The following is a 14,875-nucleotide window of genomic DNA, read 5'->3' on the forward strand; positions in this document are numbered from 1 at the left end:
AAGGTGGTTTAAATGTTTAGTTTTAAGATAAGTGCAGTGATACAGGCCATTCTGTTGCTCTTCCTTTTGTTGATTATCTCAATAACGGCATCCTCTACCTTTACCCTCTATAAATCGCAAAACCTTCATTTTAACGTGCAGCAGTTAGATGAGGAAAAAGATAAGCTGGCCTCAATTATTGTAAAAGTCTACGATATCAGCGCTATTCTTAATTATATCGCTTATGATAAGTCAGCAAATAACAACTTCGATCAAAAAATGGACGAGGCAATCAATCGTCTTTCCAGTGAGTCCCGCGAAATCATTTCACATTGGGTGCAGACAAAAAAAGTCTCGCTAAATTCGCAGGCGATTTCTGAAAAAACGCAGGAAGCGCTTATCGTCTATCTGAATGTGGTGGCTGATAAGGTACTGAAGTTAAAAGATGGATTGTCAACCGATCTGAATTTAGGCTATGCGTCTGGGCCTTTTTGGACTGGGGTAAAAGAGTACTCAAAAATAAACGATGCAGAGAAGATCAGAATTAATGAAGAAATTGAACGCTCTGTGTTCCATGGCTACCTTATCGCTGTCGCCTCCATCATTTTTACCGTTGTAGTGTTCATCTTAACGCGGGTCTGGATGCGCAGGCAGATTATCGATCGTCTGAATGTGGTCAACCAGCATCTTAATGAGCTTGGCGAAGGGAACCTGAGCGCGAATATTGATGATGGGGCGGCCAACGAAATAGGCGTGACCATTCGCGGGCTGAAAAACATGCAGAATAACCTGATAAAGCTTATTTCTCAGGTTCGTACCAGTGCGGAAAATATCACTTCGGGTGCCGATGCGATTGCCAGCGGCAACCTGAAACTCTCTTCCAATACGGAAGCGATGCATGAAACTGTTGCCAGCATGGAACAGATTAAAATGACGGTTAAACAGAATACGGATAATGCCAATAAAGCTCATGACCTGGCCTTCAGCGCCAGGAAAATGGCGCTGGAAGGGGGCGAAGCGGCTGAAGAAACCCGTATCCTGATGAACACTATTCAGGAAAGCTCCAAGTCCATTTCGGAAATTAACAGTATCATCACCAGTATTGCCAGCCAGACGAATATTCTGGCGATCAATGCTGCCGTGGAAGCTGCCCGTGCGGGCGAATGGGGGCGTGGGTTTGCAGTAGTAGCCAGTGAGATCCGCAACCTGGCGCAGCGCAGCGCCACCGCGGCCCAGGGTATTCGCAATCTTATCATTCAGACAACGTCAGAAATTTCCAACGGCGTGCAGCTGGTCACGGAAACCAATCAGAAGATCAAAAACTCCACGGATTCCGTCACGGAAGTTTCCCAACTGATCGAGGAGATTAAAACCGCGGCGGAGGAGCAGCGCAGGGTGATCGATCACGTCTCGGAGGGCATGAACACCATCGATAACGTGACTTTGCAAAACACGGCGCTGGTCGAGCAAACCGCCGAAGCCTCGTCGAGCCTTCACGAGCAAGCCCAGCAGTTAATGGGACAGGTCTATTCCTTCAGACTCACCGGCGAAAAAAAGCATGGATCCGTTAAGGCCATCAGTGCCCGAAGCACAAGGAGAGTCGTTAGCAACAAGGCAGTCTGACCGTGATGAACTAATGCCTGCAGACGTTGCCGATTCAGCATAATCAGTGAAGCAGTTCAGCCTGAGGGAAGCCGATATCAGCAAGAGTCGCAAGGCTGGCTTTACCGGTTATCAGTATATTCGCGATGGCTTTAACGCGCTGTTTGCCAGGCTGAAAGCTGAACGACTGATTGCTTTCTGATTTCAGGCGGCGCTGCGCGCGGAGTACTCCGTGCGCAGTAAGCCGTAAAAAGCGCTGTCCCAACGCTCCTCGCCCACCGCTACGCACGCACGCCTTACCCCTTCACGGACAAACCCTAGCTTTTCATAGGTCCTGACTGCTGCGCCGTTAAATGGATAAACCTGAAGCTCAATTCGTTCGATCGGCGGCTGGCGGAAGGCGTTATCAATCAGCCGCTGTAGCATCTGCTCAGCCAGCCCCTGGCCGCGCATCTGCGGATTAACCACCACCCGGCACAGGCAGGCGAGATGGTTATCCCAGTCAAAGCCTAACTGCGCCACGGCAACCTGCTGTCCCTCTTGTCGCGCGGTAAACGTCAGCAGGGTGGCGGGCTGCTGGCTGGCGGAATTCAGCAGCGTAGCAAGAAAGCCGTCGGTGAGCGGCCAGGCTACGCCGGGACCCGCCCACTGAACCACCGCCTGCTGAGAAGGAAACCAGCTTCTCAGCACCGTCGTATCCCGCTCATCAAAAAAAGTCAGCTGCATAGTCGCTCCCGCTTAATGGCACAAAAATGAGTGGGCCAGCCGCCGGTAAAGTTCGCCGGGCGGGCCAATTTCGCAACAATTGTTTCATTATGGGAACAATGATGGCTTTATGTGCTTTATTGTTGCGCTGAGGGACGGTTAGCGTCAGGATGTTTGCAACAGGCCAGCCAGGGGCCAGCGAGCGAAAGCTGTGCTACCTTGAAGCGCTGACCGACTCAATTTAACCCTCTGAGAAAGACAGGTGCGACCATGAGCAATAAGACTATCCACTGGAACGGCGGCTTACAGCCAGAAGCGGTAAACATTCTGTCCGCTGACGGCGGCATGATCGTCTGCCCGACTAAAGTCGGCTACATCATCATGACCTCTGACGCTAAAGGCCTGGAGCGCAAGTTTGATGCCAAGCAGCGTAACCGTAACAAGCCTGGCGTGGTGCTGTGTGGTTCCCTGGCGCAGTTGAAAGAGCTGGCGCAGCTGAACCCGGAAATCGAATCGCTGTATCAGCAGCACTGGGATCAGGACGTACTGTTAGGCTGTATCCTGCCGTGGAAAGAAGAAGCGGTAGCCCGCATCCCGGAAGACGGTTCTAAAGAGCTGATGATGGATCGCCGTCAGACCAGCTGCTTCGTGATCAAGTTTGGCGTGCCCGGCGAAAACCTGGCGAAAGAGCTGTGGGAAAATCACGGTAAATTCTCCTTCGCCAGCTCGGCTAACCCGTCAGGCAAGGGCAACCGTGGCCTGGTGGAAGGCATCGGCGAGCGGATTGAATCGCAGGCTGACCTGATTATCGAAGCCAACGACTATGTGAAATCTATCCAGCCGAACGAGTCTGAGAAGACCCGCTACGAGCAGGGCGTGATGGTGGCGATGGTGGACGAGCAGGGCAAGCTGGTTCCTGAGCAGAAAGGCGAACGCAATATCACGCCTTGCCCGGTGCTGATCCGTAAAGGTCTGGACGTGGATAAAATTATGTCGATGCTGTCCGACACCTTCACCACCTGGGATTACCGTCACGGTAACTACTACTAAGCATGACGAGGGGCGGAACGCGGTTTCCGCCCTTTATTATTGTTGCAGCGCCTTCTGCAAATCCTCAATAAATACCCTGATGCGCGGTGAAATAAGACTGCCGTCTTTGGTCAGGGCCCACGAACGATAGACTTCCATCTCCCATTCCGGCAGCACCCGGCTTAATTTCCCTTCTTTCACGGCTTCCTGCGCGATGTATTCCGGCAGATAAGCGATACCGGTCTGCGCCATTGCTGAATTCATCAGCGCCGTGCTGTTATTGGCGCGAAATCGACTGCGGACCTCAATATCCAGCTTCTGCTTCTCTTTACGAAACGGCAGGGAAAGAGTGTGCGCCGGGCCACGGAACAGAATGAAGTCATGGCGCGGTAGATCGTCGGGGTGAGCGATCGGCGGAAAGCGTTGCAGGTAGTCGGGCGCGGCGAACAGGCCCCAGCTGATATCGCTGAGTAACGTACAATGGGCGTGTTCGGGCGGATCGCGGCGGATAACTATTGCCAGGTCGACGTTATCGTCAACCAGGTTCACCGGCCGATCGGTGAGATCCAGATCGACGCTGACGTGCAGATTTTTCGCCACAAACTGGTTGAGCACCGGCACGATGCACTGACAGCCAAAGGTGACCGGGGCCACTACGCGCAGGCTGCCGGTAGGCTCTTCATGATACTGGCGAATAAACAGGTCAGCGCTTTTCACCTCGCTGATGATGCGGGCGCAGTAGTGATACCAGGTCATGCCGACGTCGGTCACCACGATTTTTCGCGTAGTGCGCTGAAGCAGCCTGGTGCCAAGCCGCACTTCCAGCGCGGAAATTTCTTTACTGACCGAGGATTTCGAGAGCCCCAACAATTTGGCTGCCTCGGTGTAGCTAAGCGTCTCAACGACTTTGGCGAAGATCACCATTCCCTGCAGGTTTTCAACGTCGCTCATGGTCTGTACGCCTCCCGGCAATTAGCGGGCCGAAACGGCCAGCGCGCTGCCGGCAAAGACGAACAGCATTCCGGTCGAGCGGTTCAGTATGCGCAGGCGTTTCGGATTGGAAAATACCGGGGAGAGGCGACGTCCGGCGCAGGCATAGGCAAACATCAGGCTGAAGTCGATGGCTGCCCAGGTGACCGCCAGCGTGGCGAACTGCACCGCATGAGGCTGGCTGGCATCAATAAAATTCGGGAACAGCGCGGCGAAAAACAGCAGGTCTTTAGGATTGCTGATCCCTACCATATACCCTTTGCGGAACAGTTTCAGGCGGCTGGGGTGTTCTTCGGTCTGCTCCGGCGTCGCCACGCTTTCGGCATGGCTGTTATCGCGCCAGGCGCTGATCCCCAGCCAGATCAGATAAGCGGCGCCGACCACTTTCAGTACGGTAAAAGCGGTAGTGGAGGCGGCGAGGATCGCGCCCAGCCCCAGTGCAGAAGCGGTCATCAGCGTCAGGGCGGAGAACACGCCACCCAACACGGTAGCCAGCGCGCTGCGGCGGCCGTAGCGTAAGCCGTGGGTCATATTGATCAGGGCGGAGGGGCCGGGGATGGCGATCAGCGTGGCAATAATGCCGGTATAGGCCAGCCAGAGGGGCAAATTCATCGTGATGTTCCTTCAAAGGCAAATTCTCTGCCTGGAAAGGTGTGCAGGCTGGGGAATAGTCCGGGTGTAGTATGCGCGATAGCTTAATGGTTGAGCTGGGGGAAGTAAATCGTCAGCGAGACAGAAAAGCCGGGCGGAGGCTCAGCTCCGCCCAGGCCTTAGCGAACTTTCTTCACCAGAACCGGGATCTTACGCAGGTTGTTGGCAAGGTACAGACCGCCGATCAGCATCACTGCCACAAAGGCCGAAACGCCCATCCAACCCCAGCTGTGCCAGAACACGCCGCCCAGCGTGCCGGCAACGCTGGAGCCGAGATAGTAGAAGAACAGATAGAGCGAAGAGGCCTGGCCTCTGGCGCGCCGCGCGCGATGGCCCACCCAACTGCTGGCAACCGAGTGGGCGGCAAAGAAACCGGCGGCAAACAGCATCAGCCCCGGCAGCACCAGGAACAGCGTGCTGAACTGCGTCGCCAGCAGGCCAGCCAGCATCAGGCTCAGCGAGCCCATCAGCACCACGCCACGACCGTATTTCACCGTCATCATCCCGGCGCGCGGCGAGCTGTAGGTGCCGGTCAGGTACACCACGGAGAGCAGGCCGACGATGGTCTGGCTCAGGGAAAACGGCGCGGCCATAAAGCGATAGCTGACGTAGTTAAACAGGGTAACGAAGCTGCCCATCAGGATAAACCCGACGAGGAACAGCATCGGCAGCCCCATGTCGCGCCACTGGAACATAAAGTTAACCAGCAGCTTGTGCGGTCGCAGCGAGCTGGGACGAAAGTGTTGGGAAGGCGGCAGCAGACGGAAAAACAGCCCGGCGGCGGCCAGCGCGAACAGCCCGACGACAAACAGCGAAACGTTCCACGAAAAATGGTCCGCCAGCATTCCGGTGGAGAGCCTGCCGACCAGCCCGCCGATTGAGTTGCCGCTGATGTACAGCCCCATCGAGAAGGAGAGGAACACCGGATGCAGCTCTTCGCTCAGCCAGGTCATCGCCACGGCCGCCACGCCGCTCAGGGCCAGGCCGGTCAGCGCGCGCATAGCCAGCACGCCTTGCCAACTGCTCATGGTGGCGCAGAGCAGCGTAAAGCACGCCGCCAGCAATAGCGAAATCGACATGACCGATTTACGCCCGACGGCGTCAGACAACGGCCCGGTGACCAGCAGTCCCAGCGCCATCATGGCCGTGGTGACGGAAAGTGACAGGCTGCTCTGGGCTGGCGTCAGGTGAAAGCTCTGCGAGAACACCGGCAGAATCGGCTGAACGCAATAAAGAACCGCAAAGGTGGACAGTCCAGCACAAAATAGCGCCAGAGTGGCGTGCATAAACCGACGTGTTCCACGAGTAATATAGGTTTTATTTATGGAGGCGGTATTATCAAGGGGGGAAACTAAACTGTCATCCTCATCAGAAAGACTTTCCGAGTGCAACGCTGCGGATTTATTTACTACCGGTGCCACGAGAGTTCCTTAACTATTATTTAACAGATCTGGTTTGCTATCAGATAAACTTATTGATGCCAGACGTGGCAAGGGCTGCACGACGATCTGGCCTGCATAGTATTCGACTGTTTAAATATAATGTAAATGGCTGGACCAATTATTTTTTTCATCAGACTAATCCTGATAAAAAATGTTGACGTCGAACAAAGCGGCATCTGACGGATCTATTTGATTTAAGTCCGCGTCAGCTCTCTTTTTGAGCTATTGCTATGGGATTGCCAGCCAGTCAGAATGTTCCCCAGCGCTGCCGGTTATTTTAGTTTCATAAGTTTTTGTCTGGTTCTGTCAACTCAGACCGGGCGGTAATACGGCGTGTAAATAACCTTGATGAAATAGTCCGTGCCAACGGTGATATTTATTTTTTGACATATTATCTCATGGTCAGTAATGAATTCATTGGGTTGCGTTGTGAGACGAGGGTACTATACTGAACCGTTCTTACCAAATTACTGAGTCATCATTGTCGATATCAATTGGCATCTGGAGGTTTTTATCACTTTTAACCAAAATAACCTGCTCATTGACAATAACCAGACTGACTTTGATACCTATTATCACGACTATGAAGCTGGCCCGGATGCGGTAGTTGAGCCACAACCCGAGCCGATCCGCGGTTTGCCGGTATCGGACATCCTGACCCCGTCCGATCGCTATCAGGAGCTGTTTGAGGCGGTGCAGACCTCACGGATATTTACCGACAGTAAAACCTTTGCGGACTGCGCGCCAAAAATCGAACCCGAAAGAATTCTCTACCGCTTCTTTATGCAGCGTGAGCGCGAAGATTTTAATTTGCTGGCCTTCGTGCTGGAGAATTTCGACCTGCCGCGAGTCCACGACAGCCGCTACGTTTCCGATCCGAATAAAAGCATCAGTGAACATATCGATTCGCTGTGGCCTGTATTAACCCGTAAACCGGAGAAGCATTCTGAATTCTCTTCTCTGCTGCCGCTGCCTGAGCCTTATGTGGTGCCGGGCGGGCGCTTCGGTGAAACCTACTACTGGGATTCCTACTTCAGCATGTTGGGCCTGGCCGACAGCGGCCGTACCGATCTGTTGAAAAACATGGCGAATAACTTCGCCTGGATGATCGATACCTATGGACACATTCCTAACGGCAACCGCACTTACTACCTGAGCCGTTCTCAGCCGCCGGTATTTGCGATGATGGTGGAGCTGTTTGAGAAGGATGGCGTGCACGAAGCGCAGCGCTATCTGCAACAGCTGAAGCGTGAATATGCATTCTGGATGGATGGTGAAGCGTCTCTGACGCCCAACGAAGCGTACCGCCATGTGGTGATGCTTTCCGACGGGGCGGTCCTGAACCGGTACTGGGACGACCGCGATACGCCGCGCGACGAGTCATGGATTGAAGATGTGGAAACGGCCAGGAATTCGGCCCGTCCTTCCAGCGAAGTCTATCGCGATCTGCGGGCCGGGGCGGCCTCTGGCTGGGACTTTTCTTCACGCTGGCTTAGTGAGCCTGGCCGTCTGGAGAGCATCCAGACCACCAGTATTGTGCCGGTCGATCTGAACGCATTTCTTTATAAGCTGGAAACGACCATTGCGCGCCTGTCGGCCGGGAAAAACGACCCTGATACCGCCGAACTCTTTCAGCAGAAAGCGGTGCGCCGTCGTGAGATCCTCGACAAGTATCTCTGGGACGCGGAAGCGAAGCTGTACCGGGATTACAACTGGCGCGAACGTGAAAAGGGCGCGTTTTCCGCCGCTTCGGTCACGCCGCTGTTCGTGGGTATGGCGAGTCTGGACCAGGCAACCCATACGGCGGCAGCGATCCGCTCGCATCTGCTGGCGCCGGGCGGCGTGCTGTCTACCGTCGAAGAAACCGGCGAGCAGTGGGATAAGCCCAACGGCTGGGCGCCAATGCAGTGGATGGCTATTAAGGGCTTCAATAACTACGGCGAAGAGCTGCTGGCGAAAGAGATTGCCGCGCGCTGGCTTCAGGTAGTTGGCGCGACCTACCATCGCCACCACAAGATGGTTGAAAAGTATAATGTTGCCGGGCGTGCGCCAGTGCTTGCCGGTGGTGGTGAGTATCCGCTACAGGATGGATTTGGCTGGACCAACGGCGTGACGCGCCGGCTGTTAGCCATGTATCCGGACGCTGCGCCGCAGCGTTAAGCCACTTTATCCCGTCATCAGGGCCTTCATCATGAAGGCCTTATTTGTTCTATGTCGCGATTTCGCCAGTCACGAGCCTGTTGTGGGAAAGGGCGGTCATCAGCACAGGCCGCCCTGAAAGATTCATCAGATGCCAAGGCCGCCAGCGACATTAATCACTCCGCCGGTCATATAGCCGCCGTTGGGCCCTGCCAGGAAACAGACCAGAGCCGAGACTTCTTCGAGTGTCGCGATCCGGCGAATGGGATGGAGATCCAGAAATGCATCGGGAGCAACCGTGCCGCCGAAGACTTCCGCCATCATGTCGGTCGGCATTGCGCCCGGCAGGACCACATTGACCGTGATGTTGCGCCCGCCCAGGTCGCGCGCGACGCCTTTCGCATAGCCGTTGATAGCGGCCTTGGTTCCGACATAATCCGCGACGCCGGGGACCAGGGCATGAGTACCGTTGAGAGAGCCAATAAAGACGATTCGCCCGCCATCGGTGAGCACGGGTGCTGCCGCACGGGTGGTGGCTACCGCGCCCATAACGTTAATTTGCCACTGACGGTCGAGAGCGGCGGTGTTGAGGGCTGGATCGTCAACCGTCTGGCCCTTCACGACGATTGCCGCATTATTCACAAGGATGTCGAGCTTGCCGAAGTGGGCCGTCACTTTCTCGATCAGCGAGCTGGCGGTGGTGGTGTCCGCCTGATCGCTCTGGATCGCGAGTGCCCGGATGCCGCTGGCCTTCAGTTTTTCGACCATGGCTTCGGCCTTCTCAGTAGACGCCACATAGCTGATTGCGACGTCAGCCCCTTCTTCCGCAAGCGCTTGAGCAATGGCCGCGCCAAGTCCACGCGACCCGCCGGTGACGAGTGCAACCTTGCCCTTCAATGATTTCTGCATGGAAAACCTCTTTGCATAGAGTGAAACGCTGCCGCCGGAGAACGACAGTGCGCTGATAACATAACGATGGTTACGATAATGATCGTTATGTTATTATGTCAAGAGATTATGCAATCACCATTGCGGCAAACGAGGCGAGGTTAAACAGGTGGGACGTCATCGGGAATTTGATATAGACAAAGCGCTTGAAGCGGCGCTGCGGGTTTTCTGGCGCAAGGGCTATGAAGGCGCTTCCTACACCGACCTGACTGAGGCTACTGGTGTAGAACGGCCCGCCCTCTATTCCGCATTTGGCAACAAGGAAGCCCTTTTCCGTCGGGCTCTCGATCGCTACTACGCTCACTATCTGGATTTTTTTCCGGCAGCACTGGAGCAGCCGACCTCGCGAGATGTGGTAACCCATATGCTGCGTGGCGCGGCCGAACTGCACACCCGTTACCCGGATTGCACGGGATGTCTCGGCGTCCACGGTGCGCTGGCGGGGGCGGACGATGCTGAACCTGTCAGGCGCGCCATGATTGAGGCGCGTGCGAATGGAGAAGCATCGCTGCGCGAGCGCCTCAATCGGGCAAAACAGCAGAGAGATCTACCGGAAACGGCCAACTGCGAGGTGTTGGCTGCCTACGTGTGCGCGGTGCTCCACGGGATGGCTATTCAGGCCAGGGCCGGTTTCAGTCGGGAAATGCTGGAGGCCGTTGCCGATCAAGCGATCTCCACCTGGCCAGCCAGCACTTCCGGAAAATCGCGCTAACCCTGGCAAACTTACGCCAGGGTTAGCGCAACAGCGCGCCCCTGCAAATCAGCGCGGCGCCAGCTGGCTGATAAACAGCCCCGCCGCGCTGACCGCATCAATCGCAATTTTACCCAACTGCTGATTGATAGCCCCGGCCAGGGCAATCGTGGAAAAGCCGGTACAGGAAAACGCAATCACTTCAATCCCCTGACGATAGAGCTGGTCCGCGCAGGCAAGCGCTGCTTCGCGACCCTGCGGCGTCAGCAGGTCTGTAGTGTTAAAAATGCCTTCAGGGCGGGCATAAAGAACCGCCTCGCCCAGCAGTTGCCTGAAGGGCTGCGGCGCCTGAGCGCCAATGCCCATCACCGCCACCGGCCGGTTAAGCATTGCCGCGACGCTGGCCGACGCGCTGCCTGCGCTGACCACCGGAATGGCGACGGCCTGGCGTAACAAGGCCAGCCCTGGGTCGGCTGCACAGCTAAGAAACAGCGCGTTGCAACCCTCTGCCTCCAGCTCTTTGCCGAGCTCGACGATCTTCGGCACCGCCAAAGCTTCGCTCTCTGCATCAAAAATCCCGGTGCGCTGATCGTCGATGCAGCGGCTGACGGAGCTAATGCCCCAGGCCTGCTGAATCAGCCTGCCATGTTCACCGACAAAATTCGGGTCGTCGTGAGTCAGTACCCGGATAATCCCCAGCATAGTTTACTCCTGTCAGATCAGTGGATAGTCGGCGGCCAGGGTAAGCGCTGGCTCACCGGCTTTAAAGAGTAACGTCGGGTGCGGGCCGTACGCCCAGGCCTGGTCGTCGTGCCTTTCAATCCAGTTACCCTCCGGCAGGCCAATCACCTCCAGCTCAGGCGCCAGCGCCAGAAGCTCGCGGATACGTTGCTCGCGCGTTTCGCCCTGATGACCCGCCGGCAGGGCATTGGTGAAGTGCGGGTTGATCTGCACGGGAAACAGATTCAGCGCGTCCAGTCCGCCCGGATCGACGATCGGCATATCGTTGGTCGTACGGATGGTCGGGCAGGCAAGATTGGCCCCGGCGCTCCAGCCGACATAAAAGGCTCCGTTGCGAACGGCCGCCGGGATCGCCTTCAGCAGCCCGCGAAGACGACACTCCCTCAGCAGGTTAAAGGTATTTCCGCCGCCAACCATGACGGCATCCGCCGTGGCAATCGCCGCCAGCGGATCGGCAAGAGTATGGACGCCGACGATATCCAGCTTCAGATCGCTCAGCGCATCGCGGACTTTATCGGTGTAGGCATCCCAGCTCTGGACGACGCCGGCAAAGGGGATAAACACCACTTGCTGGCCTGGCGACAGCGTTTTGCCGATTAGCGGTACGGCGTGTTCCAGATAGCGTGCGCCGGTTGATGCTGAGTTACTCAGTAAAAGCAGCTTCATCTCTTCTCCTCTTATAGCAAGTTGCGCAGTAAATCCGCTATCAGCTGGTTTGACAGGACCACCGGCTGCCCAACGTGGCGGGCGCAGATTTCCCGATGCCAGCCAGTGTAGCCCATGCAGTCGGTGAGGATAATATCGGCGCCTTGTTCCGCCAGCGAACGCGCGGCGGCGGCAATCTCTTCTTCCGTTGCGGTGTAAGGAGAGGCCACGGCAAAGACCGGTTTAACCTTCGCGCCGCGCCACTTCTCCAGCTCGCTGGCAATCTGCGACGCCAGCGGCACCAGAATGCCAGCCTGGCGCTCGCCCACCAGGGCATTAAGGGTTGGCGGCAGAATTCGGTCCGGCTCAATCAGCCAGGCGCCGTCGCCGTGCAGGCCGTGAAACTCGCCGGTGCAGAGCAGCACGATGATTTCGCAACCTGCGGCGGCCAGCTCGCTGATTTTCTGCTGCACGGCAATACCGACCGCCGCTTTCCCCATGACCACGGCGCGCCCATCCAACAGGCGCGAGGTCAGCACCGCGTCGCCAGCTACGACGGGAAACTGGGCGGCGATGGCATCGTCGTCAAGCCCATCCAGCACGCCCGCGTGCAGACAGCTGACGTGGGCAGGCAGCGCCTGCTCAAGGATAGGCGTGATATCGCTGCGCGGAGCCTGACCAATGGTCAGGGTGCCTATTTTATGGATAGCCATCTCAGACCTCCTGCTGGCGTTTTTGCAGGTGAGCCAGCGAGCCGTACAGCTTAAGCAGATGCTGATATTCATCCTGGTTGTAGAACTGGCAGGTGCCGCGCGTAAACTCTTTTGCAACCTCAACGGCAAATTTGCACGCCAGCGCGATATCGACTTCATGGCTGGCGCCGGTACCGCAGCCGGGAACAATGCCTTCTGCGGTGATGGCCACGCCCACTACCGGCGCGCAGGTGGCAATCGACGGCTGCAAAATGCTGTTCAGGTGATAAACGCCGTTGCCGTAAGGCGTGATGTCCTGAGTGGTGATGGGGAAGGTGACGGGCAGTTTGCCGGTGGTCATCTCCATCACCCGCAGCAGATCTTCTGAAACGCGCAGGATGTAGCCTTCTTTCACCGTTGGCGAAATGGCGAAGCCTTTGTGGTTGATGATGCGGTTGCCTTTAGTGGTGTCGATCGACAGTACCGCATCCATCTCTTCATCAATTTCCTGCTCGTTCATATCCTCGGTTTCGACCGGCGAATCCATAAAGTCGACCGGCTCATGCGGGCGGGTTGGCGCATCGGGGCAGATATGGGTGGAGATAATCACGTCGCCGGGCAGGCTGTCGCCCTGGCGCTGCATTTCAGCCAGCTTAAGGGCGGCGGCGACGGCGGCGACGGCGCCGTCAGCATCGGAAACCATGCCAATGCGGCCAGGACGCGCGCCAATACCGCCCAGACGGCCTACAATACCCAGCGTTGGCGCGGTGCCGCCCAGGTGCTTTCCTGCTGAGCCGGGGATAACTATTTTGATGAAATCCGTTTTGCCCTTCAGGCCGTGAACCTCTTTCACCGTTACTTCCACGCTGGCATAACCGGCCAGCAGCTGCTGAACTTTCTGGCCGCTGGCCCAGGCGCTGTCCAGCAATTCAAATACCTGTAGAGTCTGATGTAAGCTCATGATTTTACCTTATTAAATGCGTTATTTTTTGCCGCCCGGCAGGACCGAGCTGAAGAAACTAAACAGGGCGTCGCCGGCGATCATGCCTGCCGCCAGCACTTCCATTTTGTTGCGTGCCGGTTCGCCGCCGACGCGCAGCCACACCGCGCGGATAGCGATACCGATCAGTACCGCCCAACCGGCCAGAGGGTTGTTGATTAACAGGCCCGTCGCCAGCAGAACGCCCATCTGGCGGCCAGGGCCGCCGATCAGTTGGATCAGCGCGCCCGGAATTGCCCAAATCAGCAGCGATTTAGCGATATCCATCGAGACGCCCGCGTTAATCGCCGCGACGTACACTTTGGCAACGGGCGGAACCAGCCCCTGAGCGAAGTAGCCTTTAAAAATGAACAGCACCACCGGTATCGCCACCACAAAGGCGAGCATCGCGGCCAGCAGTTGCTGGCGGCGTCCTTCCAGCTCAAAAGCCGTGTGCTGGCCCTTTCCACGCAGGATCCAGCCCGCTTTCAGGTCATAACCCATATCGGCAAAGGCCGGACCCGTCGCCGCCGAGAAGCCGCACAGCATCGCCAGCGCTTCGGGCGGGAAACCGATCAGAATGCCAATCAGCAGGGTAATCAGCGCAACGGCAAAGGCCGGGAACCAGCCCGAGTGCATGGCGGCCAGGCCGACAATCATCTGGTGCAGGAAGGCGGCAAAGGCGGCGTAGACCATAAACGCCAGCAGCCACGGCAGGGTGAGATGAGCATAGAGGCCGCTGCTTAGGGCAATCAGCACGGAGATCAGCGCAAAGCCCAGCGCGCCAAAGCGCAGCGTTTTGCCTATCTGCTCGTTTTGCGCTTCCGGTAGCGCCGACTGCGGCCGATCGCTGGCGGGCGCGTCTTTTTTGCCCGAGCGGACCAGTTTGACGATCTGGAACATCGCCACCACGCCCGCCCCGGCCATCATGCCGTGAGGAATATAGAGCTGGTTGATATCAATACCGAACATCGGCTGAGAGTAGCCGCGCAGCAGAAAGCCAACGCCGAGCATCCCCAGCGCCCAGATATTGCCAATAAACGCTGTCCCCAGCGCCGCCATCGGGAATTTAAACCAGGAGCCGACGGCGCCCATCGCAATCCCAATGCCCAGCAGTACCGCATGTTTACCGCCTTTATCACCAGCCTTGATCGACTCGGCGGCGGCCACGCCAGGCGGCCAGGCGCCTTCCGCCGGGAAGATGCGGGTATTAAACAGGCGATAGAGCAGATAGCCATCGAGCAGCATGGCCAGCGAGACGCCGATAAACATCGGCATCACCATATCCTGACGGCCAAACAGCCACGGGATAGCGATAGGCAACAGCAGGGAGTTAGCCGCGCCAAAGGTGGCCGCCGAGGTGGCACTCTGCGCCAGGTTCTGAATATGAACCGAGCGGAAGCGGGCGAAATAGTGCAGCGGGATGCGCGCAATCACCATCGCCACCATGGCACCGATAATGGCAGTGTTCGGCGTGACGCCCAGCGTGGTTAGCAGCTGCACGCCGATAATGGCGCCAAACACGCTGAGCACCAGCAGCAGCAATAGCGTGGCCGGGGCGAAGGTGCGGGGATGGACCGGGGCTTCCTCGCGTGACGATTCTGAAAGCGCATTCTGACTCACGGTAATTCTCCTGGTATTG

General features: G+C 57.0%; 15 protein-coding genes. 5 read left to right on the plus strand and 10 right to left on the minus strand.

The genetic code is table 11. The features are described from left to right. The first annotated feature begins 12 nt into the window (after positions 1–12). Entirely contained in the window at positions 13–1,602 is a 1,590-nt protein-coding gene (locus tag NG99_RS27630; protein WP_052130726.1) for a methyl-accepting chemotaxis protein, read from the plus strand. Positions 1,603–1,648: 46 nt separating this feature from the next. Then, positions 1,649–1,783 carry a hypothetical protein gene (locus NG99_RS30225; RefSeq protein ID WP_269745685.1) on the plus strand — a complete coding sequence of 45 codons (135 nt, stop codon included), beginning with the start codon at positions 1,649–1,651 and terminating at the stop codon, positions 1,781–1,783. A gap of 2 nt (positions 1,784–1,785) precedes the next feature. Here the strand turns inward: NG99_RS30225 and NG99_RS14875 are convergent, their stop codons facing one another. Further along, complete coding sequence (locus NG99_RS14875; RefSeq protein WP_034894395.1) at positions 1,786–2,307, minus strand: GNAT family N-acetyltransferase; 522 nt, start codon at positions 2,305–2,307, stop codon at positions 1,786–1,788. 249 nt (positions 2,308–2,556) lie between these two features. Between NG99_RS14875 and NG99_RS14880 the strand changes: the two genes are divergently transcribed. Next, complete coding sequence (locus NG99_RS14880; RefSeq protein WP_034894398.1) at positions 2,557–3,336, plus strand: L-threonylcarbamoyladenylate synthase; 780 nt, start codon at positions 2,557–2,559, stop codon at positions 3,334–3,336. A 36-nt stretch (positions 3,337–3,372) separates the two neighbouring features. On the opposite strand, the gene NG99_RS14885 is transcribed toward NG99_RS14880, so the two are convergent. From NG99_RS14885 to NG99_RS14895, 3 genes are all read right to left on the minus strand, one after another. Beyond that, entirely contained in the window at positions 3,373–4,266 is an 894-nt protein-coding gene (locus NG99_RS14885; RefSeq protein ID WP_034894401.1) for a LysR family transcriptional regulator, read from the minus strand. Between the two features lie 21 nt (positions 4,267–4,287). Beyond that, positions 4,288–4,917, minus strand: a complete 630-nt coding sequence (locus NG99_RS14890; RefSeq protein ID WP_034894405.1) for a LysE family translocator — start codon at positions 4,915–4,917, stop codon at positions 4,288–4,290. A gap of 158 nt (positions 4,918–5,075) precedes the next feature. Beyond that, on the minus strand, positions 5,076–6,377 hold the full coding sequence (locus NG99_RS14895; protein ID WP_052130727.1) for an MFS transporter: 1,302 nt from the start codon (positions 6,375–6,377) through the stop codon (positions 5,076–5,078). Positions 6,378–6,911: 534 nt separating this feature from the next. Between NG99_RS14895 and NG99_RS14900 the strand changes: the two genes are divergently transcribed. After that, a complete protein-coding gene (locus NG99_RS14900) occupies positions 6,912–8,558 on the plus strand; it encodes an alpha,alpha-trehalase (RefSeq protein ID WP_072017602.1) in 1,647 nt (548 codons plus the stop codon). 126 nt (positions 8,559–8,684) lie between these two features. Here the strand turns inward: NG99_RS14900 and NG99_RS14905 are convergent, their stop codons facing one another. Continuing rightward, on the minus strand, positions 8,685–9,446 hold the full coding sequence (locus tag NG99_RS14905) for an SDR family NAD(P)-dependent oxidoreductase (protein WP_034894410.1): 762 nt from the start codon (positions 9,444–9,446) through the stop codon (positions 8,685–8,687). Positions 9,447–9,594: 148 nt separating this feature from the next. On the opposite strand from NG99_RS14905, the gene NG99_RS14910 reads away from it, so the two are divergent. Further along, positions 9,595–10,197: a TetR/AcrR family transcriptional regulator gene (locus NG99_RS14910; RefSeq protein ID WP_034894413.1), complete on the plus strand. Its 603-nt coding sequence runs from the start codon at positions 9,595–9,597 to the stop codon at positions 10,195–10,197. Positions 10,198–10,245: 48 nt separating this feature from the next. Here the strand turns inward: NG99_RS14910 and NG99_RS14915 are convergent, their stop codons facing one another. From NG99_RS14915 to NG99_RS14935, 5 genes are read right to left on the minus strand one after another with little or no spacing between them, the layout of a single operon-like run. Next, positions 10,246–10,878, minus strand: a complete 633-nt coding sequence (locus NG99_RS14915) for an aspartate/glutamate racemase family protein (RefSeq protein ID WP_034894416.1) — start codon at positions 10,876–10,878, stop codon at positions 10,246–10,248. A gap of 12 nt (positions 10,879–10,890) precedes the next feature. Further along, a complete protein-coding gene (gene pepE / locus NG99_RS14920; RefSeq protein WP_034894419.1) occupies positions 10,891–11,583 on the minus strand; it encodes a dipeptidase PepE in 693 nt (230 codons plus the stop codon). A gap of 11 nt (positions 11,584–11,594) precedes the next feature. After that, a complete protein-coding gene (locus tag NG99_RS14925) occupies positions 11,595–12,275 on the minus strand; it encodes an AroM family protein (protein ID WP_034894422.1) in 681 nt (226 codons plus the stop codon). 1 nt (position 12,276) lies between these two features. Then, on the minus strand, positions 12,277–13,215 hold the full coding sequence (locus NG99_RS14930) for a DUF1177 domain-containing protein (protein WP_034894425.1): 939 nt from the start codon (positions 13,213–13,215) through the stop codon (positions 12,277–12,279). A gap of 21 nt (positions 13,216–13,236) precedes the next feature. Further along, positions 13,237–14,778 carry an OPT/YSL family transporter gene (locus tag NG99_RS14935; RefSeq protein ID WP_232298315.1) on the minus strand — a complete coding sequence of 514 codons (1,542 nt, stop codon included), beginning with the start codon at positions 14,776–14,778 and terminating at the stop codon, positions 13,237–13,239. Between the last annotated feature and the right edge of the window lie 97 nt (positions 14,779–14,875).

Origin of the sequence: Erwinia typographi, from assembly GCF_000773975.1 — a bacterium.
Taxonomy (GTDB): Bacteria; Pseudomonadota; Gammaproteobacteria; order Enterobacterales; family Enterobacteriaceae; genus Erwinia; species Erwinia typographi.

Bases quoted from the DNA above. Each gene is read 5' to 3' on its own strand.
- NG99_RS27630 (WP_052130726.1), top strand. From the start codon at position 13: ATGTTTAGTTTTAAGATAAGTGCAGTGATACAGGCCATTCTGTTGCTC.
- NG99_RS14875 (WP_034894395.1), bottom strand. From the start codon at position 2,307: ATGCAGCTGACTTTTTTTGATGAGCGGGATACGACGGTGCTGAGAAGC.
- NG99_RS14880 (WP_034894398.1), top strand. From the start codon at position 2,557: ATGAGCAATAAGACTATCCACTGGAACGGCGGCTTACAGCCAGAAGCG.
- NG99_RS14885 (WP_034894401.1), bottom strand. From the start codon at position 4,266: ATGAGCGACGTTGAAAACCTGCAGGGAATGGTGATCTTCGCCAAAGTC.
- NG99_RS14890 (WP_034894405.1), bottom strand. From the start codon at position 4,917: ATGAATTTGCCCCTCTGGCTGGCCTATACCGGCATTATTGCCACGCTG.
- NG99_RS14905 (WP_034894410.1), bottom strand. From the start codon at position 9,446: ATGCAGAAATCATTGAAGGGCAAGGTTGCACTCGTCACCGGCGGGTCG.
- NG99_RS14915 (WP_034894416.1), bottom strand. From the start codon at position 10,878: ATGCTGGGGATTATCCGGGTACTGACTCACGACGACCCGAATTTTGTC.
- pepE (WP_034894419.1), bottom strand. From the start codon at position 11,583: ATGAAGCTGCTTTTACTGAGTAACTCAGCATCAACCGGCGCACGCTAT.
- NG99_RS14925 (WP_034894422.1), bottom strand. From the start codon at position 12,275: ATGGCTATCCATAAAATAGGCACCCTGACCATTGGTCAGGCTCCGCGC.
- NG99_RS14930 (WP_034894425.1), bottom strand. From the start codon at position 13,215: ATGAGCTTACATCAGACTCTACAGGTATTTGAATTGCTGGACAGCGCC.